The organism is Streptomyces rubellus, from assembly GCF_036323805.1.
Classification (GTDB): domain Bacteria; phylum Actinomycetota; class Actinomycetes; order Streptomycetales; family Streptomycetaceae; genus Streptomyces.
In genome coordinates, this window is the sequence record NZ_JAZDCX010000016.1 from 115394 (window position 1) to 136883 (window position 21490).

The window sequence follows — 21490 nt, forward strand, 5'->3', positions numbered from 1 at the left end:
CCCCGGCGGCCCGGGGCCGGTCCGCCGCGATCCGCCCCGGTGGCCGTGCGGGCCCGCCGGGCTCCCTAGACTCGCCCGTATGCGAGACACGGCGGCCGTCGAGGTCGCAGGGCTGGTGAAGCGGTACGGGAGCCGGGCCGCGGTGGACGGGCTGGACCTCACCGTCGGACGGGGCACCGTGACCGCGGTGCTCGGTCCCAACGGAGCCGGCAAGACCACCACGATCGAGACCTGTGAGGGCTACCGGCGCCCCGACGCGGGCACCGTCCGCGTACTGGGCCTGGATCCCGTCGCCGACGCCGCCGCGCTGCGGCCCCGGATCGGCGTGATGCTCCAGAGCGGCGGGGTCTACCCCACCGTCCGCGCCGCGGAGATGCTGCGCCACATGGCCGCGCTGCACGCCCACCCGCTGGACGCCGGCACCCTGCTGGAGCGGCTGGGCCTGGACGGCTGCGGACGCACCCCCTACCGGCGGCTGTCGGGCGGCCAGCAGCAGCGGCTGGCGCTGGCCATGGCCGTCGTCGGCCGCCCCGAACTGGTCTTCCTGGACGAACCGACCGCCGGGCTGGACCCGCAGGCCCGCCGGGCCGCCTGGGACCTGGTGCGCGAACTGCGCGCCGACGGGGTGACGGTGGTGCTGAGCACCCACTTCATGGACGAGGCCGAGGCGCTGGCCGACGAGGTGGCGATCATCGACGGCGGCCGGGTGATCGCCCGGGGCACCCCCGAGCGGCTGTGCCGCGGCGGTGCCGAGAACACCCTGCGCTTCACCGGCCGCCCCGGACTCGACCTGGGCTCGCTGCTCAAGGCGCTGCCCGCCGGCACCGCGGCCGCCGAACCGGCCCCGGGCGTGTACCGGCTGACCGGCACCGTGGACCCTCAGCTGCTGGCCACGGTGACCTCCTGGTGCGCGCAGAACGGGGTACTGCCGGACGGCATCGCAGTGGAACGGCGCACCCTGGAGGACGTCTTCCTGGAACTGACGGGACGGGAACTGCGGTCATGAGCACTCGAACCACAGGGGCGGGCACGTACGCCCCCCGGCCGGGCGCCGCGCCGCTGCCCCGGATGATCGCCGCGCAGGCCGCGCTGGAGACCCGGCTGCTGCTGCGCCACGGCGAGCAGCTGCTGCTGACGATCGTCATCCCGACCCTGCTGCTGGTGCTGTTCAGCGCCGTGGACATCATCGACCTGGCGGACGGCGGGGACGGCGGCGGGCGGGTGGACTTCCTGGCCCCGGGGGTACTGGCGCTGGCGGTGCTCTCCACCGCCTTCACCGGCCAGGCCATCTCCACCGGCTTCGAGCGGCGCTACGGGGTGCTCAAGCGGCTGGGCGCCTCGCCGCTGCCCCGGTGGGGGCTGATGACCGCCAAGACCTGCGCGGTGCTGGTCGTCGAGGTGCTCCAGGTGGCGCTGCTCACCTCGGCCGCCCTGGCGCTGGGCTGGTCGCCGCGGGGCGGTCCGCTCGCCGTGGCGCTGCTGCTGGTCGCCGGTACGGCCGCCTTCTCCGGTCTCGGGCTGCTGATGGCCGGGACGCTCCGGGCGGAGGCGACGCTGGCGGCGGCGAACCTCGTCTTCGTCCTGCTGCTGGTCGGCGGCGGGGTGGTCGTACCGCTGGACCGTTTCCCCGCGCCGGTGCGGGGAGTGCTGGAGTGGTTGCCGATCTCCGCGCTCTCCGAGGGGCTGCGGGAGGTGCTGCGGGACGGTGCCGGACTGCCGTGGGCGCAGCTGGCGGTGCTGGGCGGCTGGGCGGTGGTGGGGCTGGCGGCCGCGGCGCGCTTCTTCCGCTGGGAGTAGCGCGCAGGGCGTTTCGCGCCCCCTCGTGAAAGTCCGCACAAGCGCGCGCCTACCATGGCTCCGTGCCCAATCTGCTCGAATTCGCGCGGAACCCCGTCGCGTACGTCGCCCGGCGCTGGACCCCCGCCCAGCGCACCGTGGAGCTGGCGGCCCTGGCCGCGCTCGTGATGAGCGTGGTCATCGTGGTGACCGGCGGGGTGGTGCGGCTGACCGGCTCGGGCCTGGGGTGCGAGACCTGGCCCAAGTGCAGCGGGGACAGTCTGATCGCCACCCCCGAGATGGGCCTGCACGGCGCCATCGAGTTCGGCAACCGCCTGCTGACGTACGTGCTGAGCGCCGCCGTCGGCTGGGCGATCGTCGCGGCGCGCTCGGCCGAGCCGCGCCGGAGGCCGCTGACCCGGCTGGCCTGGTCGCAGTTCTGGCTGGTTCTCGCCAACGCCCTGATGGGCGGGGTGACCGTGCTGATGGAGCTGAACCCGTACACCGTCGCCGCCCACTTCCTGCTCGCCACCGCGCTGCTCACCCTCTCCACCCTGACCTGGCTGCGCGCCCGTGAGGGGGACGAGGAGCCGCGCCCGCTGGCGGGGCCCCGGGCCAGGCGGCTCGCGGCGGCGCTGACCGCCGTCTCCGTGCCGCTGATCGTGGTCGGAACGATGGTGACCGGCGCCGGGCCGCACGCGGGCGACAGCAGCGACGTACCGCGGATGGGCGTGGACTGGGAGTCCGTGACCCGGGTGCACGCCCTGCTCGCCTGGGTGGTGGTCGCGCTGACGGTGGCGCTGTGGCTGGTGCTGCGGGCACCGGGCTCGCCGCCGGGCCCGGTCGCCCGGACCCGGGAACTGCTGGTGGTGCTGCTGGCGCAGGGCGCGATCGGCTACGCCCAGTACCTCACCGAGCTGCCCGAGGTGCTGGTCGCGCTGCATCTGCTGGGCTCGACACTGGTGTGGATCGCCGTGCTGCGGGTGGTGCTGTCGCTGCGCGAGCGCGGGCTGCCGCCCGTGGCCGCGGCCCCCGTTCCGGACTCCGTCCCGGCCGAGGCGCGGGCCGAGACGCCGGGTCAGTCCCCCGCCGCGCCGGCCGAACCGGTGTCCGGTCCCAGCCGGTAGAGGCGGCGGGCGGTCCCGCCGCCGACCATTCCGGCTATCCGGCGGGCGTCCCGCCGGGCGCAGTCGCCCTCCTCCACCCAGCCGGACAGCAGCCGCTCCATCTCCCGGGTGAACAGCCGCGCCGCCACCACGTACAGTTCCGGCAGCCCCCGGGCCCCGGTGGAGAACAGCAGCTTCCCGAACGGCGCCTCGTCCATCGTCTCCGCCGGGCGCGGCCCGATGTCGGTGTAGACGTGCGGGAAGGCCGCGGCCAGCCGGGCCGCCGCGCGGTGGTGCGGAGCGCTCGGCAGCAGGACGACCGGCGGCCCCAGACCGGCGGTGGCCCTCAGGAAGCCGGCCAGCGGCCCGGGATCGGCACAGCGCAGCTGCAGCGGGCGGCCGGTGACCAGGGCGCTCCACAGCAGATGGCGGACGAGCACCGGGTCGGTCCGGCGGCCTTCCCCGCGCAGCCGGCGCGCCGCCGCGCGCCGGACCTCACCGGGCTCGGGGGGCGCGTCCGCCGGGAAGCCGCCGTCGCAGACGAAGGCGGCAGCGGTGCGGGAGGCGGTGTGCACCGCCTCGGCCAGGCCGGAGACGAACCCGGCGACCGTGTCGGAGGCTGCGGCCGTACGGTCGGCCAGCGGTTCCAGGCGGACCGTCCGGTGGGCGGGGCGGCCGGCCCCCGCCAGGAGCGCGGGGTCCTCGACGGGGCGCGCGGTGTCCCCGGAGCCGGGGGACTCCCCGGGCCCGTCGGCCACCAGGAACGTTCCGATGCCGCTGCCGCGCAGCAGCGCCCGCCCGGCGGCGTACGCGCCCAGCTCACGGCGGCGGGCCAGATAGCGGACGGGGGCGCAGTGCGGTTCGAGGCCGAGCAGCGGCGGGCACCAGCGCCGCACCGCGAGCCCGAGCCGGGTGTCGAAGAAGGTCGTGCCCCGGGGCGGGTGCGCACCGCCGCCGCCCGTGACGGCGGCGGCCAGCCAGGTCTCGAAGACCGCCGGGCCCGCCTCCAGATGGCGGATCCCGCGGCCGTACTGGTCGACGAGGGGTTCCATGACCGGACCAACGGTCCAGGACGGGTGCGGGTGTCGCCCGCCGCGTCAGCGGTCCCCGCCGCCCGGCCCGCCGAGCTGGATCCCGGCCATGCGCTCCCACTCGTAGGGGCCGGTGCGGATACGGGCGGCGAGATCGCCGTCGAGGGTCTCGTGGAGGGTGGCCCCGGCCCGCTCGGCGGCCTGCTCGGCGATCTCCCGGGAGGGGGCCACCAGATCGCCCCACTGGCCGTCGGCGGCGACCAGGACGATCCGCACGCCCCGCTGCCCGAGGTACTCGAGGTGGGCGTCGGCGCTGCCGCCGTGTCCCGCGGCGAACCGGCCGATCTCCTTGGCGAGCTTGGCCACCCGGCGCTCGGCCCGGGCGTCGGTCCTGGTCTCTTCCGCCTGCTGCGTGCTGTCCATGCACAGAATGCTACCGATGGGTAGATCGACCGGCGACCGCCGCTCCGGGTGGCCTGCGCCACGCGCCCGGCGGGCGGTCCCGGCCGGGCTCACCGCAGGAACGGATCCACCGCCACCGCGACGAACAGCACCGACACATAGGTGATCGACCAGTGGAACAGCCGCATCTCCCTGAGCTTCGCCCCGGTGATCCCGGCCTTGGCGCGGGACTGGAGGGCGTGGGCCTCCTTCAGCCACCAGGCGCCCGCGGCGAGCGCGACCAGGGGGTAGAACCAGCCGACGTACCCCAGCGGCCACAGGGCCAGCGAGACGGCGACCATCACCCAGCTGTAGAGGACGATCTGCCGGGCCACGGCCTTGTTGCCGGCGACGACCGGGAGCATCGGGACCCCGACGCGCTCGTAGTCGTCCTTGACCTTCATCGACAGCGGCCAGTAGTGGGGCGGCGTCCAGAAGAAGATGACCAGGAAGAGGACGGCGGCGGCCCAGCTCACCTCGTTCGTCACCGAGGACCAGCCGATGAGGACCGGCATGCAGCCCGCGATGCCGCCCCAGACGATGTTCTGGGCGGTGCGCCGCTTGAGGAGCATCGTGTAGACGACGACGTAGAACAGCAGCGCGCCCAGCGCCAGGGCGGCCGAGAGCCAGTTGACCAGCAGGCCGAACCAGACGGTGGAGAGCACCGCCAGGCCGATGCCGAAGGCCAGCGCCTCACCGGGCGCGACGATCCCGGTGACCAGCGGACGCTGCTCGGTGCGGTGCATCAGCGCGTCGATGTCCCGGTCCAGGTACATGTTCAGCGCGTTGGCGCCGCCCGCCGACAGGTAGCCGCCGACGCAGGTGGCCAGCACCAGCCCCAGGTCGGGCACACCCTGTGCGGCGAGGAACATCACCGGGATGGTGGTGATCAGCAGGAGCTCGATGATCCGCGGCTTGGTCAGCGCCACGAAGCCCTTGATGCGGGCCCCGAGCGGCCGGTGCGCTGATCTCGAAGCGAGCACACCCGCTGGACGGGATTCGACGGCCGTCACGGACACCCCTGATCACAACGACATGCGCGGCTCGCGCCGCGAGGGAACCAGCGAGTCGGGAACCGGAGCACGCAGGGCTTCCGTCACCGCTCGCACGTACCACGCCACTCTAGACGCTGGCCATACGCCGCTCGCCCCGGGGGTGCTCCGTGTTGGCGCACCTCGCGCGGGGCCCGCCGCGTACGGGAAGGCGGTGGCCGGGCGCGGACCGCGCTCATGTGCGCTCCGTGTTCGACACATGCTCGGCGAAGCGCCTGCCACCGGCCCGGTTTCGGCCGATTTGACAATGCCGCTGCTCAAAGGATGAGCAGCCGAAAAGGGGGAACACCGGCGGGGGTACGCTCGACACCGCCCGGTGTGACCTGACAGACACCGGCCTTCGACATGTGGAGAGGAGCCCTGACGCAGGGTGAGCACCAAGCCGACCACCACAGACCTCGAGTGGACCGAACTGGATCAGCGGGCTGTCGACACCGTACGGGTCCTGGCCATGGACGCCGTGCAGAAAGTCGGCAACGGCCACCCCGGTACCGCCATGAGCCTGGCCCCCGCCGCCTACCTTCTCTTCCAGAAGCTGATGCGGCACGACCCGTCGGAACCGCAGTGGACGGGCCGGGACCGTTTCGTCCTCTCCCCCGGCCACACCAGCCTGACCCTCTACATCCAGCTCTACCTGTCCGGCTACGGCCTGGAACTGGATGACCTGAAGGCCTTCCGCACCTGGGGCAGCAAGACCCCGGGCCACCCGGAGTACGGCCACACGGCCGGGGTCGAGACCACCACCGGGCCGCTCGGCCAGGGCATCGCCAACGCGGTGGGCATGGCGATGGCAGCCCGCTACGAGCGCGGTCTGTTCGACCCGGAGGCCGCCGCGGGCGCCTCCCCCTTCGACCACACCATCTGGGCGATCGTCTCCGACGGCGACCTGGAGGAGGGCGTCTCCGCCGAGGCGTCCTCGCTGGCCGGCCACCAGAAGCTGGGCAACATCGTCGCCCTGTACGACGACAACCACATCTCCATCGAGGGCGACACCGCGACCGCGCTCAGCGAGGACGTGCTGAAGCGGTACGAGGCCTACGGCTGGCACGTCCAGCGCGTCGAGCAGGCACCCAACGGCGACTTCGACGTGCGGGAGCTGTACGCGGCGCTGCGGGCCGCCCAGGAGGAGACCGGGCGACCCTCACTGATCGCGGCCCGCACGATCATCGCCTGGCCCGCGCCCAACGCACAGAACACCGAGGCCGCGCACGGCTCCGCGCTGGGCGCCGAGGAGGTCGCCGCCACCAAGCGGGTGCTGGGCTTCGACCCCGACAAGCACTTCGAGGTGGCCGACGAGGTCCTCGCGCACGCCCGTGAGGTGACCGACCGGGGCCGTGCGGCGCGGGCCGAATGGGACAAGCGGTTCGCCGAGTGGCGCGAGACCAACCCCGGGCGCGCCGCGGAGTTCGACCGGATCAGCGCCGGGAAGCTGCCCGAGGGCTGGGAGAAGGCGCTCCCCTCCTTCGAGACGGGCAAGGACGTGGCGACCCGCAAGGCCTCGGGCGCGGTGCTCAAGGCGCTGGGCGGGGTGCTGCCCGAGCTGTGGGGCGGCTCCGCCGACCTCGCGGGCTCGAACAACACCACCATCGACGCCACCTCCTCCTTCCTCCCCGCGGACAACCCGCTGCCGGAGGCGGACCCGTACGGCCGCACGATCCACTTCGGCATCCGCGAGCACGCCATGGGCTCGACCATGAACGGCATCGCGCTGCACGGGAACACCCGGATCTACGGCGGCACCTTCCTGGTGTTCTCCGACTACATGCGTCCGGCGGTGCGGCTGGCGGCGCTGATGGGGCTGCCGGTCACCTACGTGTGGACCCACGACTCCATCGGTCTGGGCGAGGACGGCCCGACCCACCAGCCGGTCGAGCACCTGGCGGCGCTGCGCGCCATCCCGGGCCTGAACATCGTCCGCCCGGCCGACGCCAACGAGACCGCCATCGCCTGGCGCGAGATCACGCGCCGCCACAGCGAGCGTCCCGCCCCGCACGGCGTCGCGCTGACCCGGCAGAACGTGCCCACCTACGAGGCGAACGAGGACGCCGCCCGCGGCGGGTACGTGCTGTTCGAGGCGGCGGACTCCGCCGGGCAGGCCACCGAACCGCGGGTCGTGCTCATCGCCACCGGTTCGGAGGTCCAGCTCGCGGTCGCCGCGCGCGAGACCCTGCAGTCCGAGGGCGTGCCCACCCGGGTGGTGTCGATGCCGTGCCTGGAGTGGTTCGAGGAGCAGGACCAGGAGTGGCGCGACAGCGTGCTGCCGCCGTCGGTGCGGGCGCGCGTGGCCGTCGAGGCAGGGGTCGGCCTGAGCTGGTACCGGTACGTCGGCGACGCCGGCCGCGTCGTCTCCCTGGAGCACTTCGGCGCCTCGGCCGACTACAAGGTGCTGTTCCGCGAGTTCGGCCTGACTCCCGAGGCCGTGGCCGACGCCGCCCGGGAATCCATCGCCGCCGCCGCACGCTGACGCCCACAGGACGCGCCCACAAGGCAGAAGAATCAGGAGATGCATCCCTCATGACAGACGCACTCAAGCGCCTGAGCGACGAAGGTGTCGCGATCTGGCTGGACGACCTGTCCCGCCAGCGCATCACCTCGGGCAACCTCGCCGAGCTGCTGAACGAGCAGCACGTCGTGGGTGTCACCACCAACCCGTCGATCTTCCAGAAGGCGATCTCCGAGGGCCACGGCTACGACCGGCAGCTCTCCGACCTGGCATCCCGCGGGGTGACGGTGGAGGAGGCCATCCGGATGATCACCACCGCCGACGTCCGGGACGCCGCCGACGTGCTGCGCCCGGTCTTCGACGCCACCGGCGGTCTGGACGGCCGGGTCTCCATCGAGGTGGACCCGCGGCTGGCGCACGCCACCCAGCCGACGGTGGCCGAGGCCAAGCAGCTCGCCTGGCTGGTGGACCGCCCCAACACCTTCATCAAGATCCCCGCCACGCAGGCCGGGCTGCCGGCCATCACGGAGACCATCGCCTCGGGCATCAGCGTCAACGTCACGCTGATCTTCTCCCTGGAGCGCTACCGGATGGTCATGGACGCCTACCTGGCTGGGCTGGAGAAGGCCCGGGAGAAGGGCCTGGACCTGTCGGAGATCCACTCCGTGGCCTCGTTCTTCGTCTCCCGGGTGGACACCGAGGTCGACAAGCGGCTGACCGCCCTGGGCACCGAGGAGGCCCTGGCGCTCAAGGGCAAGGCGGCGCTGGCCAACGCCAGGCTGGCCTACCAGGCCTACGAGGAGTTCGTCGCCTCCGACCGCTGGACGGCCCTGGAGTCCGCCGGCGCCAACCGGCAGCGCCCCCTGTGGGCGTCCACCGGTGTGAAGGACCCGGCCTACCCCGACACCCTCTACGTCACCGAGCTGGTCGCCCCCGGCACCGTGAACACCATGCCGGAGGCCACCCTGGCCGCCGTCGGCGACCACGGCGAGATCACCGGCGACACGGTGCGCGGCACCTACGAGCAGGCCCGCGCCGACCTCGACGCGCTCGCCGGGCTCGGCATCGGCTACGACGAGGTCGTCGAGCTGCTGGAGACCGAGGGCATCGAGAAGTTCGAGAAGTCCTGGAGCGATCTGCTGGCCTCCACCGAGGCGGAGCTGAAGCGTCTCGCCCCGAAGGAGGCGTAACGCAGGTGAGCAGCGCGGCCAACCCGCTGCGTGACGCACAGGACCGGCGGCTCCCGCGTATCGCGGGGCCGTCGGGCCTGGTCATTTTCGGCGTCACCGGCGACCTGTCACGGAAAAAGCTGATGCCCGCGGTCTACGACCTCGCCAACCGGGGCCTGCTGCCCCCGGGGTTCTCCCTCGTCGGCTTCGCCCGCCGCGAGTGGGAGGACCAGGACTTCTGCCAGGTGGTGCACGACTCGGTCAAGCAGTACGCCCGCACCCCCTTCCGGGAGGAGGTCTGGCGGCAGCTCGGCGCGGGCATGCGTTTCGTGCCCGGGGTCTTCGACGACGACGAGGCGTTCGCCAGGCTGAAGTCGACCATCCAGGACCTGGACGCCTCGCGCGGCACCGGCGGCAACTTCGCCTTCTACCTCTCGGTGCCGCCCAAGTTCTTCCCCACCGTCCTGCAGCAGCTCAAGAAGCACGAGCTGTCCGACGCGCCCGACGGCTCCTGGCGCCGGGCGGTCATCGAGAAGCCCTTCGGGCACGACCTGGCCAGCGCCCAGGAGCTCAACCGGGTCGTCCACCAGGTCTTCCGGCAGTCCGACGTCTTCCGGATCGACCACTACCTGGGCAAGGAGACCGTCCAGAACATCCTGGCGCTGCGCTTCGCCAACACGATGTTCGAGCCGCTGTGGAACCGCTCCTACGTGGACCACGTGCAGATCACGATGGCCGAGGACATCGGCATCGGCGGACGCGCGGGGTACTACGACGGCATCGGCGCGGCCCGCGACGTGATCCAGAACCACCTGCTCCAGCTGCTGGCCCTGACCGCCATGGAGGAACCCTCCTCCTTCGACGCCAAGGCGCTGGTCACCGAGAAGCTCAAGGTGCTCAACGCGGTACGGCTGCCGAAGGACCTGGGCCGCCACACCGTGCGCGGCCAGTACACCGCGGGCTGGCAGGGCGGCCGGAAGGTGCCCGGCTACCTGGAGGAGGAGGGCATCGACCCGGACTCCCGCACCGACACCTACGCGGCCGTCAAGCTGGAGATCGACAACCGCCGCTGGGCGGGGGTCCCCTTCTACCTGCGCACGGGCAAGCGGCTGGGCCGCCGCGTCACCGAGATCGCGGTGGTCTTCCAGCGCGCCCCCTACTCCCCCTTCGACGCCACCGACACCCGGGAGCTGGGCCAGAACGCGCTGGTCATCCGGGTGCAGCCGGACGAGGGCATCACCATCCGGTTCGGCTCCAAGGTGCCCGGCACCTCCATGGAGATCCGGGACGTGACGATGGACTTCGCCTACGGCGAGTCCTTCACCGAGTCCAGCCCCGAGGCGTACGAGCGGCTCATCCTGGACGTGCTGCTGGGCGACGCCAACCTCTTCCCGCGGCACCAGGAGGTCGAGCGGTCCTGGGAGATCCTGGACCCGGTCGAGGAGTTCTGGGAGGCGCACGGCAGGCCCGAACCGTACACCGCCGGGACCTGGGGTCCGCAGGCGGCCGACGAGATGCTCGCACGCGACGGACGGAGCTGGCGGCGCCCATGAACATCGACCTCACGGACACCACGTCCGGCCAGATCAACGCGGCTCTGGTGAAGGCGCGGCGGGCGATGGGCAGCCCGGCCGTCGGCATGGTGCTCACGCTCGTCATCGTGACGGACGAGGGCAGCCACTACGACGCGCTGAAGGCGGCCAGCGAGGCCTCCCGCGAGCACCCCTCGCGGATCCTCGTCGTCGTCCGGCGTCCGGGTCGCTCCCCCCGGGACCGGGCCATGGCCCGGCTCGACGCAGAGGTGCGGGTCGGCGGCGGCACCGGCACCGGCGAGACGGTGCTGCTGCGGCTGCACGGCGAGCTGGCCTCGCACGCCCACAGCGTCGTCCTGCCCCTGCTGCTGCCGGACGCGCCCGCCGTCGTCTGGTGGCCCGCCGACGGACCCGAGCAGCCCTCGAAGGACCCCCTCGGGGTGCTCGCGCAGCGGCGCATCACCGACGCGGCCGAGAACGAGGACCCGGTGGCCGCGCTGGCGCTGCGGGCCCGCAGCTACGCGCCCGGCGACACCGATCTGGTCTGGACCCGCATCACCCTGTGGCGCAGTGTGCTGGCCGCCGCCCTGGACCAGAAGCCGGTCCGGATCACCGGCGCGGTCGTCGAGGGCGAGGAGTACAACCCCAGCACCGAGCTGCTGGCGCTCTGGCTCGCCCGGCGGCTGGACGTCCCCGTCGAGCGCAGGGTCTCCGAGGGGCCGGGCATCACGGCCGTACGGCTGACCACCGGCGAGGGCGACATCAGCCTGGAGCGCGGCGACGGCTCGCTGGCCAGGCTCACCGTGCCCGGCCAGCCCGACCGGAACGTGGCCCTCCACCGGCGCGGCACGGCCGAGCTGATCGCGGAGGAGCTGCGGCGCCTGGACCCGGACGAGACCTACGCCCAGGCGATCTGCTTCGGCCTCGACCGGCTGCACGGCCGGTCGGCGGCGGACGCGGCGGACCGGGTCGGGACGGGCCCGCAGAGCCCGGGCGCTCCGGAGGGGACGGGCCCCGGGGAACCGGGCGGCGGCCCGGTGGACGTGCCCGGGGCTCCCCCGCGGCTCACCGTCCATCCCGACCCGGAGACGCTGCTCCGGGCGACGGCGGCGCGGCTGCTCACCGCGGTCGCGGAGGCGCAGAGCGCCCGCGGCACCGCGTCCCTGGTGCTGACCGGCGGCCGCAACGGCATCGGCCTGCTGGCGGCCCTGGCCCAGGCCCCGGGCCGCGGCTCCGTCGACTGGTCACGGGTGGACCTGTGGTGGGGCGACGAGCGGTTCCTGCCCGACGGCGACCCGGACCGCAACCACACCCAGGCCCGCCTGGCACTTCTGGACGGGCTTCCGCTGGACCCGGCGCGGGTCCACCCGATGCCCGCCTCCGGCGGCCCCCACGGCGACGACGCGGCGGCAGCGGCGGAGGCGTACGCGGCGGAACTCGCCGCCGCGGCGGGCGGCGGCGGGGCCGGTAGCCGGGACACGCCGGCGGTGCCGTCCTTCGACGTGCTGCTGCTGGGGCTGGGCCCGGACACCCATGTGGCCTCCCTCTTCCCCGGGCACCCGGCGGTGCGGGAGGAGGGGCGGACGGTCGTCGGCGTCACCGACTCCCCGAAGCCGCCGCCGGTACGGGTCTCCCTCGCCCTCCCGGCCCTCCGGGCGGCCCGCCAGGTGTGGCTGCTGGCGGCCGGCGAGGACAAGGCGGAGGCGGCGGCCGGCGCGCTGACCGCCGAGGACCCCTTCCGGGCACCCGCCGCGGGCGCCCGGGGCCGCGAGCGCACCCTGTGGATCCTCGACGAGGCCGCGGCGTCCCGTCTGCCGGCCTCGGCCCGGAGCTGACCGGCCGGAAGGCCGCCCGGACGACGGCCGGTGGCCCCGACTCCGTACGGAGTCGGGGCCACCGGCGTACCGGGGACCCGCCCCCGGGGGGACCGGAACCACCGGGAGGGGAAGGGCTCAGCCGCGGCCGCGCAGGACGCGGTAGCGGGCCACCAGGGCCGCCGTGGAGGCGTCCAGTCCCGCCGGTTCGGTGCCCTCGGTCAGGGCGGGCTCGACACGCTTGGCCAGGACCTTGCCCAGCTCCACGCCCCACTGGTCGAAGGAGTCGATGTCCCAGACCGCTCCCTGGACGAACACCTTGTGCTCGTACAGCGCGACCAGCTGGCCCAGTACCGAGGGGGTCAGTCCGTCGGCCAGGATCGTCGTCGTGGGGCGGTTGCCCGGGAAGGTGCGGTGCGGGACCTGCTCCTCGGGCACGCCCTCGGCCCGCACCTCCTCCTGCGTCTTGCCGAAGGCCAGCGCCTGGCCCTGGGCGAAGAGATTGGCCATCAGCAGGTCGTGCTGGTCCGCGAGTTCCGGCGGCAGGCCGGGTACCGGCCGGGCGAAGCCGATGAGGTCCGCGGGGACCAGCCGGGTGCCCTGGTGCAGCAGCTGGAAGTACGCATGCTGGCCGTTGGTGCCGGGGGTGCCCCAGACCACCGGGCCGGTCTGCCAGCTCACCGGCCGCCCCTGCCGGTCCACCGACTTGCCGTTGGACTCCATGTCGAGCTGCTGGAGGTAGGCGGGGAACTTCGACAGGTAGTGGCTGTAGGGCAGCACCGCGTGCGACTGGGCGTCGAAGAAGGCGCCGTACCAGATGCCCAGCAGGCCCAGCAGCAGCGGGGCGTTCTCCTCGGGCGGTGCGGTGCGGAAGTGCTCGTCGACGGTGCGGAAGCCGTCCAGCATCTCCCGGAAGCGGTCCGGGCCGATGGCGATCATGAGCGACAGGCCGATGGCCGAGTCGTAGGAGTAGCGGCCGCCGACCCAGTCCCAGAACTCGAACATGTTCGAGGTGTCGATGCCGAACTCCCCGACCGCCTCCGCGTTCGTCGAGAGCGCCACGAAGTGCTTGGCCACCGCCTCCTTCCCCGCGCCCAGACCGGCCAGCAGCCAGTTCTTCGCCGAGGTGGCGTTGGTGATGGTCTCGATGGTGGTGAAGGTCTTGGAGGCGACGACGAACAGCGTCTCGGCCGGGTCCAGGTCCTGGAGCGCCTCGTGCAGGTCGGCGCCGTCCACGTTGGAGACGAAGCGGACGTCCAACTCCCGGTCGGTGTAGGCGCGCAGCGCCTCGAACGCCATCGCGGGCCCCAGGTCGGAGCCGCCGATGCCGATGTTGACGACGTTCCTGACGCGCCGCCCGGTGTGGCCGGCCCACCGGCCGGAGCGCACCGCCTCGGCGAAGGCGGACATCCGGTCGAGCACGGCGTGCACCGCGGGGACTACGTTTTCGCCGTTCCCGCCGTTCCCGCCGTCGACCTCGATCACCGCATCCCGCGGGGCCCGCAGGGCGGTGTGCAGCACGGCCCGGTTCTCGGTGGTGTTGATCCGCTCGCCGCGGAACATCGCGTCCCGCAGTTCCGCGACACCGGTGGCCCCGGCCAGTTCGCCCAGCAGTCGCAGCGTCTCGTCCGTGACGAGGTTCTTCGAGTAGTCCAGGTACAGGTCGCCCACCCGGACGCCGTACCGCTCGGCGCGGCCCGGGTCGTCGGCGAACAGGTCGCGCAGATGCACCTCCCCCAGCTCCTCGCGGTGCCTGGCCAGCGCCTGCCACTGCGGCATGTGGTCGAGCCTGCCGCGGCCTTCAGCGTTCATCTGCGAATTCAGTCCACTTCTCTCTCGCGGTCCCCGTGCGACGGACCGGCCGGTTCCCAACCTAGTGGAACGGCCGCCCCACGCAGCGGCGGCCCGGCCGTACGTCCCGGTGAGGACGTACGGCCGGGCCGCCGCTGGTGCCCACCCGCGCGGACGGAGCCTCAGATCTCCCCGCGCAGCTTGGCCAGCGCCTCGGCGAGGATCGCCTCGCCGTCGGCGTCGCTGCGCCGCTCGCGCACATACGCGAGATGCGTCTTGTAGGGCTCGGTGCGCGGCGGGTCCGGCGGATTGTCCCGGTCCTTGCCCGCCGGGAAGCCGCAGCGCGGACAGTCCCAGGTGTCCGGAATCTGTGCGTCGCTGGCGAAGCTGGGGCGGGTCTCGTGCCCGTTGGAGCACCAGAAGGGGATCCGCAGGCGCGGCGCGGACTCGCCTCGCTCGGCCTCCCCCATCGGCCCCGCTCCGACCCGGCTTCCCCGGATCGCGTTGCCACTTGCCACGGTCGTAACTCCCTGCCTCATGGTGCCGCGGAGCGCCGGCGGACGGCTCCGCCGCAGGTGCCCCGGTGTATGTGGGGCCCAACACGCGCCCGCAGACCGGAGTTACCGCCCTCCGGGCCGTCGGGCGTGTGCCTCATGATAGGCCGGGACAGCCGTGCGGTGTCAGGCGTCGAGCTTCATCAGGATGCCGAGCGCCACGATGACGGCGAACCAGAGAAGGCTGACCACCACCGTGAGGCGGACGAGATTGCGCTCGGCGACCGAGGAGCCGCCGATGGACGCCTGCATGCCACCGCCGAACATGTCGGAGAGGCCGCCGCCCTTTCCCTTTTGCATCAGCACGAGCAGCAGCAGCAGCAGGCTGAAGACGACGAGGGCGATGGAGAACCCCATGATCACGGCTGGACCAACTCTCTCGGACGGATGTCTGCGGAAAACTCTCGGGACTTGCAGGGTACGGGGCCGGGAGAGGTGCGCGCACACGCTCCCGGCCCCGACAGGGTACGACGTGGACGGCCCGCCGTCACCGGCCGCCGGTGAGCCGTCCGGCCCGTCACTGGTCGCGGAAGCGGACGATCCGCACGAACTCGTCCACGTCCAGTGAGGCACCGCCGACCAGCGCCCCGTCCACGTCCGGCTGCGCCATGATCGCCGCGACGTTCCCGCCCTTGACCGAGCCGCCGTACTGGATTCGGACCTTCTCGGCCAGCTCCCGGTCGTACAGCTCGGCCAGCCGGCCGCGGATCGCCCCGCACACCTCCTGGGCGTCCTCGGGGGTGGCGACCTCGCCGGTGCCGATGGCCCACACCGGCTCGTAGGCGATCACGATGCTCGCGGCGTGCTCGGCGGGGATGTCCTTGAGCGCGCCGTCGACCTGGGTGAGGGTGTGGGCGACCTGGTCACCGGCCCTGCGGACCTCCAGGCCCTCGCCGACGCACAGGATCGGGGTCAGGTCGTGCAGGTAGGCGGCCTTGACCTTGGCGTTGCACAGTTCGTCGGTCTCGTCGTGGTACTGGCGGCGCTCGGAGTGGCCGACGACCACGTAGGCGCAGTGGAGCTTGGCGAGCATCGCGCCGGAGACCTCTCCGGTGTACGCGCCGGAGACGTGTGCCGAGATGTCCTGGGCGCCGTAGCGGATCTTCAGCTTGTCGCCTGCGACCAGGGTCTGCACCGAGCGCAGGTCGGTGAAGGGAGGCAGGACCGCGACCTCGACGGCCTCGTAGTCCTTGTCGTTCAGGGCGAAGGCGAGCTTCTGGACATGGGCGATGGCCTCGAGGTGGTTAAGGTTCATCTTCCAGTTGCCCGCCATCAGCGGGGTGCGGGTGGCCATCGTGTGTCAGTCCTCCAGTGCGGCGAGGCCGGGAAGTGTCTTGCCCTCGAGGTACTCGAGGCTGGCGCCGCCGCCGGTCGAGATGTGTCCGAAGGCCTTCTCGTCGAAGCCCAGGATGCGGACGGCCGCGGCGGAGTCGCCGCCGCCGACGACGGTGAAGGCGGAGCTGTCGGTCAGCGCCTGGGCGACGGTGCGGGTGCCCTCGGCGTAGTCCGGGTGCTCGAAGACGCCCATCGGGCCGTTCCAGAAGACGGTGGCGGCGTCGGCGAGCCTGGCCGCGTACAGCTCGCGGCTGCGCGGGCCGATGTCCAGACCCATCAGCTCGGCCGGGATGGCGTCCGCGGCGACGATGACGGGGTCGGTGGCGGTCTTGGCGCCCAGGTCCGGGAACTCGGCGGCGGCGACCACGTCCACCGGCAGGACGAACTCCACCCCGCGCTCCTCGGCGCGCTTGAGGTAGCCCTGGACGGCCGGGATCTGGTCCTCCTGGAGCAGCGAGGAGCCGACCTCGTGTCCCTGTGCCTTCAGGAAGGTGTACGCCATGCCGCCGCCGATGAGGATGCGGTCGGCGCGCTCCAGCAGGTGCTCGATGACACCGAGCTTGTCGGAGACCTTGGCGCCGCCCAGGACCACCGCGTACGGGCGGCTGACGTCGTCGGTCAGCCGGCGCAGGACACCGACCTCGGTGGCGATGAGCTCGCCGGCGGCGTGCGGCAGCCGTGCCGGGAGGTCGTGGACCGAGGCGTGGCGGCGGTGCACGGCGCCGAAGCCGTCGCCGACGTAGAGGTCGGCGAGAGCGGCGAGACGGTCCGCGAAGGCGGCGCGCTCGGCGTCGTCCTTGCTGGTCTCGCCCGCATTGAAGCGCAGGTTCTCCAGGACCGCGACCTGCCCGCCGGCGAGGGCGGCGACGGTGGAGGCGGCGGACTCCCCGACGGTGTCGGAGGCGAACGCCACGTCCTGGCCGAGGAGTTCACCCAGCCGCCCGGCGACGGGGGCGAGGGAGAACCTCGGGTCCGGGGAGCCCTTGGGGCGGCCCAGGTGGGAGGCGACGATCACCTTCGCGCCGGCCTCGGCCAGCCTGGTGATCGTCGGGAGGGCGGCACGGATGCGGCCGTCGTCGGTGATCGTCCCGCCGTCGAGCGGCACGTTCAGGTCGGCGCGGACGAAGACCCGCCTGCCCGACACGTCCAGATCGTCGATCGTCTTCAATGTACGGCTCCGTCAGTGGTGGTTTTCCGCGAGACGGGGCCCGCGGGGCGCCTCGTCGCGCCCTGCGAGCCCCGCTGTGTCACATCTCGGCGCTGCGGTGGAGCAGCAGCGCGGTCAGAGCCGCTCGCCGACGTAGACGGTCAGGTCCACGAGACGCTGGGAGTAGCCCCACTCGTTGTCGTACCAGCCGACGATCTTGACCTGCTTGCCCTGGGCCATGGTCAGGGAGGAGTCGAAGGTGCACGAGGCGGGCCAGCTGACGATGTCCGAGGAGACGATCGGGTCCTCGGTGTAGTCCAGGATCCCCTTCAGCTGCCCCTCGGCGGCCTTCTGGAAGGCGTTGTTCACCTCGTCCTTGGTGACCTCGCGGTCGAGCTCCAGCACGAGGTCGGTGACCGAGCCGGTCGGGACCGGGACGCGCATGGCGATGCCGTCCAGCTTGCCCTTGAGCTGCGGCAGGACCAGGGCGGTGGCCTTGGCGGCGCCGGTCGAGGTCGGGATGATGTTCTCGGCGGCGGCGCGGGCGCGGCGCAGGTCCTTGTGCGGGAAGTCCAGGATGCGCTGGTCGTTGGTGTAGGCGTGGATGGTCGTCATCATGCCCTTGACGATGCCGAAGCTCTCGTCCATCACCTTGGCCATCGGCGCCACGCAGTTGGTGGTGCAGGAGGCGTTGGAGACGACGTGGTGCTTCTCCGGGTCGTAGGACTCGTGGTTGACGCCCATGACGACGGTGAGGTCCTCGTTCTTGGCCGGGGCCGAGATCAGGACCTTCTTCGCGCCCGCCGCCAGGTGCTTGGCGGCGTCCTCGCGCTTGGTGAAGATGCCGGTGGACTCGATCACGATGTCGGCGCCGAGCTCGCCCCAGGGCAGGGCGGCCGGGTCGCGCTCGGCCATCGTCTTGAAGGTCTTGCCGCCCACCGTGATGGTGTCGGCGGTGTGGCTGGTCTCCTCTGCCAGGCGGCCCAGGATGCTGTCGTACTTCAGCAGGTGTGCCAGGGTCGCGTTGTCGGTCAGGTCGTTGACACCGACGATCTCGACGTCCGCGCCCTGGTCAAGAAGCGCGCGGAAGTAGTTGCGACCGATGCGGCCAAAGCCGTTGATGCCTACGCGGATCGTCACGAACCGATCTCCTCGTTAGGTACGCCGGTGCGGACACCGGCGAATGCTGTTTGGGATGTCCCCGACCACTCCCGACCCTACCGCGCCGGGCGTCCCGGAGTGACATCGGCCACCGCCGGGCGCGCTGCGGGCCGCGGGCCGCGGCCGGCCGGGACGTGCCGGACCGGCGGATCAGCCGACCATCTCCTCGGTCAGGGTGGACTCGGTCCCGGGGACCCCCAGATCGGCGGCGCGCTTGTCGGCCATGGCGAGCAGCCGGCGGATGCGGCCCGCGACGGCGTCCTTGGTCAGCGGCGGGTCGGCCAGCGCGCCCAGCTCCTCCAGGGATGCCTGCTTGTGCTCCATCCGCAGCCGCCCGGCGGCGGCCAGGTGCTCGGGGACGTCGTCGCCGAGGATCTCCAGCGCGCGCTGCACCCGGGCCCCCGCGGCCACCGCGGCGCGGGCCGAGCGGCGCAGGTTGGCGTCGTCGAAGTTGGCCAGCCGGTTGGCGGTGGCCCGCACCTCGCGGCGCATCCGCCGCTCCTCCCAGGCCAGCACCGACTCGTGGGCGCCCAGCCGGGTGAGCAGCGCGCCGATGGCGTCGCCGTCGCGGACGACGACCCGGTCCACGCCCCGCACCTCGCGGGACTTGGCGGCGATCTGGAGCCGCCGGGCGGCGCCGACCAGGGCGAGGGCGGCCTCGGGGCCGGGACAGGTGATCTCCAGGGAGGAGGAGCGGCCGGGCTCGGTGAGCGAGCCGTGGGCGAGGAAGGCGCCGCGCCAGGCCGCCTCCGCGTCGCAGGTGGCGCCGGAGACCACCTGCGGGGGCAGCCCGCGCACCGGGCGGCCGCGGCCGTCGACCAGCCCGGTCTGCCGGGCGAGCTGGTCACCGCCCGCCACCACCCGTACGACGAAGCGGCTGCCTCTGCGCAGCCCGCCCGGCGCCATCACCACCAGGTCGGAGGCGTGCCCGAAGATCTCCAGGATGTCCTTGCGGAGTCTGCGGGCGGCGATGCCGGTGTCCAGCTCCGCCTCGATCACGATCCGGCCGCTCACCAGGTGCAGGCCGCCCGCGAACCGCAGGATCGACGAGACCTCCGCCTTCCGGCAGCAGGTCCTGGTGACGGGGAGCCGGGAGATCTCGTCCTTCACCGCTGCCGTCATCGCCATGGGCCGATCCTTCCATGCATTCGAAAAATCCGGTCGTACGCGGCCGCCAGAAGCTCCGGATCGTGCCGGGGCACACTGTCCGCACAGGCCACCGGCGCCAGCTCGACCGAGCCTCCGAGCCGCCGGGCGGCGGCCCGCAGGCCCTCCTCGTCGGGCACCGCGGCCCGGTCGGCCAGCACCACGTCGAAGGCGAGTTTAGGGGCGTGTCGGGCCAAAACCTCCAAATGACGCTGCGGGGAGAAGCCGTCGGTCTCGCCCGGCTGCGGCGCCAGGTTCAGCGACAGCACCCGGCGGGCCCTGGTCTCGGTGAGCGCCTGGAGCAGTTCGGGCACCAGCAGGTGCGGGATCACCGAGGAGAACCAGGAGCCGGGGCCGAGCACCACCCAGTCCGCGTCGAGAACCGCCTCGATGGCCTCCGGGACGGCCGGCGGGTCGTGCGGCACCAGGTGCACCTGCTGCACCTCGCCGGGGGTGAGGGCGACGGTGGCCTGGCCGCGGACGGTGGTGACCTCCTCGGGCCGGCCCGGGTCGTGGCCGCGCACCAGGGCCCGCAGTTCCAGCGGCACGGCGGACATCGGCAGCACCCGGCCGTGCGCGCCCAGCAGCCTCCCCACCAGGTCCAGCGCCGCCACATGGTCGCCGAGCTGCTCCCACAGGGCGACGATGAGCAGGTTCCCCACGGCGTGCTCGTGCAGCTCGCCCCGGCTGACGAAGCGGTGCTGGATCACCCGGGCCCAGGTCTGGCCCCACTCGTCGTCGCCGCACAGCGCGGCCAGCGCCTTGCGGAGGTCCCCGGGCGGCAGGACGCCCAGCTCGTCGCGGAGCCGCCCGCTGGAGCCCCCGTCGTCGGCGACGGTGACCACGGCGGTCAGGTCCCGGGTGATGCGGCGCAGCGCGGCGAGCGAGGCGGACAGCCCCCGGCCACCGCCCAGCGCCACCACCTTCGGTGTCCCGCCCCGGCTCGTGCGTGCGGTGACCAGGCGTTTCAGTCTTCGGGTGCGGATGTTCACTCGCGTCCCATGTCCCGGTGGACGACGACCGTCTCCACACCCTCGGCGGCCAGCCGGCGGGCCAGTTTCTCGGACATCGCGACGCTGCGGTGCTTGCCGCCGGTGCAGCCCACCGCGACGGTCACATAGCGCTTGCCCTCGCGGCGGTAGCCGGCGGTGATGAGCTGGAGCAGTTCCGCGTAGCGGTCCAGGAACTCCTTGGCGCCGGGCTGGTCGAAGACGTACCGCGCGACCTCCTCGTTGAGACCGGTGTACGGCCGCAGCCCGGGCACCCAGTGCGGGTTGGGCAGGAAGCGGCAGTCGACCACCAGGTCGGCGTCGACGGGAAGGCCGTACTTGTAGCCGAAGGACATCACCGTCGCCCGCAGCTCGGGCTCCTCCTCGCCCGCGAACTGGGCGTCCAGCTTGGCGCGCAGTTCGTGGACGTTGAGGCCGGAGGTGTCGATGACCAGGTCGGCGTCGCCGCGCAGCTCCCGCAGCAGGTCGCGCTCGGCGGCGATGCCGTCGACGATCCGCCCGTCGCCCTGGAGCGGATGGGGGCGGCGCACCGACTCGAAGCGGCGCACCAGGGCGTCGTCGGAGGCCTCCAGGAAGACGACCCGCCGTGTGACGTTCCTGGCGTCGAGGTCGGCCAGGGACTCGCGCAGGTTGTCGAAGAAGCGCCGGCCGCGGACGTCCACGACGGCGGCGATCTTCGCGACGTTGCCCTGCGAGCGGGCGCCCAGGTCGACCATGGTCGGGATCAGGGCGGGCGGCAGGTTGTCCACCACGAACCAGCCGAGGTCCTCCAGGCACTTGGCGGCGGTGCTGCGGCCCGCCCCGGACATGCCGGAGATGATCACCAGTTCGGGGATGGCGGCGCTCTTGGCGTTCTCGGCGCTCAAGGAGTTCTCGGCGTCCGCCGCGCCCGCGGCGCCCCCGGTGTCCGCCACCGTGCTCTTGTCCGTGCCCACCTGCGCTCCGTGTTCCGTGTGCTCGCTCATCGGTGTCTCCCCCCGTC

19 protein-coding genes are annotated in these 21490 nt (G+C 72.9%); 7 read left to right on the plus strand and 12 right to left on the minus strand.

The annotated features are described in order from the left end of the window. Positions 1–79: 79 nt before the first annotated feature. From V1L54_RS19690 to V1L54_RS19700, 3 genes are all read left to right on the plus strand, one after another. Entirely contained in the window at positions 80–1006 is a 927-nt protein-coding gene (locus V1L54_RS19690) for an ABC transporter ATP-binding protein (protein WP_330119374.1), read from the plus strand. After that, on the plus strand, positions 1003–1797 hold the full coding sequence (locus V1L54_RS19695; protein WP_330119375.1) for an ABC transporter permease: 795 nt from the start codon (positions 1003–1005) through the stop codon (positions 1795–1797). Before V1L54_RS19690 ends, V1L54_RS19695 begins: the two co-directional genes overlap by 4 nt. A gap of 62 nt (positions 1798–1859) precedes the next feature. Continuing rightward, on the plus strand, positions 1860–2903 hold the full coding sequence (locus V1L54_RS19700) for a COX15/CtaA family protein (RefSeq protein WP_330119376.1): 1044 nt from the start codon (positions 1860–1862) through the stop codon (positions 2901–2903). On the opposite strand, the gene V1L54_RS19705 is transcribed toward V1L54_RS19700, so the two are convergent. The 3 genes from V1L54_RS19705 to V1L54_RS19715 all read right to left on the minus strand — a co-directional run bounded on the left by V1L54_RS19705 (position 2855) and on the right by V1L54_RS19715 (position 5367). After that, positions 2855–3934 carry an amidohydrolase gene (locus tag V1L54_RS19705; RefSeq protein ID WP_330119377.1) on the minus strand — a complete coding sequence of 360 codons (1080 nt, stop codon included), beginning with the start codon at positions 3932–3934 and terminating at the stop codon, positions 2855–2857. The two genes, V1L54_RS19700 and V1L54_RS19705, sit on opposite strands and share 49 nt — an antisense overlap. 45 nt (positions 3935–3979) lie before the next feature. After that, positions 3980–4336, minus strand: coding sequence for a hypothetical protein (locus V1L54_RS19710; RefSeq protein ID WP_330119378.1), 357 nt, complete (start codon positions 4334–4336; stop codon positions 3980–3982). 89 nt (positions 4337–4425) lie between these two features. Beyond that, positions 4426–5367: a heme o synthase gene (locus tag V1L54_RS19715; protein WP_330119379.1), complete on the minus strand. Its 942-nt coding sequence runs from the start codon at positions 5365–5367 to the stop codon at positions 4426–4428. A 409-nt stretch (positions 5368–5776) separates the two neighbouring features. On the opposite strand from V1L54_RS19715, the gene tkt reads away from it, so the two are divergent. From tkt to opcA, 4 genes are read left to right on the plus strand one after another with little or no spacing between them, the layout of a single operon-like run. Further along, positions 5777–7870: a transketolase gene (gene tkt, locus V1L54_RS19720; protein WP_330119380.1), complete on the plus strand. Its 2094-nt coding sequence runs from the start codon at positions 5777–5779 to the stop codon at positions 7868–7870. A 50-nt stretch (positions 7871–7920) separates the two neighbouring features. Further along, positions 7921–9039: a transaldolase gene (gene tal, locus V1L54_RS19725; RefSeq protein ID WP_330119381.1), complete on the plus strand. Its 1119-nt coding sequence runs from the start codon at positions 7921–7923 to the stop codon at positions 9037–9039. Positions 9040–9044: 5 nt separating this feature from the next. Then, entirely contained in the window at positions 9045–10571 is a 1527-nt protein-coding gene (gene zwf / locus V1L54_RS19730) for a glucose-6-phosphate dehydrogenase (protein WP_330119382.1), read from the plus strand. Further along, on the plus strand, positions 10568–12385 hold the full coding sequence (gene opcA / locus V1L54_RS19735; RefSeq protein WP_330119383.1) for a glucose-6-phosphate dehydrogenase assembly protein OpcA: 1818 nt from the start codon (positions 10568–10570) through the stop codon (positions 12383–12385). The genes zwf and opcA overlap by 4 nt, the downstream gene beginning before the upstream one ends. Before the next feature lie 117 nt (positions 12386–12502). Here opcA and pgi read toward each other — a convergent pair whose 3' ends face one another. From pgi to rapZ, 9 genes are all read right to left on the minus strand, one after another. After that, positions 12503–14176 (minus strand): glucose-6-phosphate isomerase, encoded by a 1674-nt coding sequence (gene pgi / locus V1L54_RS19740; RefSeq protein WP_330119384.1) that lies wholly within the window; start codon positions 14174–14176, stop codon positions 12503–12505. Between the two features lie 161 nt (positions 14177–14337). After that, positions 14338–14673 carry an RNA polymerase-binding protein RbpA gene (locus V1L54_RS19745; protein WP_330119385.1) on the minus strand — a complete coding sequence of 112 codons (336 nt, stop codon included), beginning with the start codon at positions 14671–14673 and terminating at the stop codon, positions 14338–14340. A 162-nt stretch (positions 14674–14835) separates the two neighbouring features. After that, positions 14836–15066: a preprotein translocase subunit SecG gene (secG, locus tag V1L54_RS19750; protein ID WP_330119386.1), complete on the minus strand. Its 231-nt coding sequence runs from the start codon at positions 15064–15066 to the stop codon at positions 14836–14838. 160 nt (positions 15067–15226) lie between these two features. Continuing rightward, a complete protein-coding gene (gene tpiA / locus V1L54_RS19755; protein ID WP_330119387.1) occupies positions 15227–16003 on the minus strand; it encodes a triose-phosphate isomerase in 777 nt (258 codons plus the stop codon). Between the two features lie 6 nt (positions 16004–16009). Further along, on the minus strand, positions 16010–17212 hold the full coding sequence (locus tag V1L54_RS19760) for a phosphoglycerate kinase (protein ID WP_330119388.1): 1203 nt from the start codon (positions 17210–17212) through the stop codon (positions 16010–16012). 114 nt (positions 17213–17326) lie between these two features. After that, positions 17327–18331, minus strand: a complete 1005-nt coding sequence (gene gap, locus V1L54_RS19765) for a type I glyceraldehyde-3-phosphate dehydrogenase (RefSeq protein ID WP_330119389.1) — start codon at positions 18329–18331, stop codon at positions 17327–17329. A 171-nt stretch (positions 18332–18502) separates the two neighbouring features. Then, a complete protein-coding gene (gene whiA / locus V1L54_RS19770) occupies positions 18503–19480 on the minus strand; it encodes a DNA-binding protein WhiA (RefSeq protein ID WP_330119390.1) in 978 nt (325 codons plus the stop codon). Then, positions 19471–20490, minus strand: a complete 1020-nt coding sequence (locus V1L54_RS19775; protein WP_443076707.1) for a gluconeogenesis factor YvcK family protein — start codon at positions 20488–20490, stop codon at positions 19471–19473. Before V1L54_RS19775 ends, whiA begins: the two co-directional genes overlap by 10 nt. Beyond that, positions 20487–21473, minus strand: a complete 987-nt coding sequence (gene rapZ, locus V1L54_RS19780; protein ID WP_330119391.1) for an RNase adapter RapZ — start codon at positions 21471–21473, stop codon at positions 20487–20489. Before rapZ ends, V1L54_RS19775 begins: the two co-directional genes overlap by 4 nt. Positions 21474–21490: the final 17 nt, after the last annotated feature.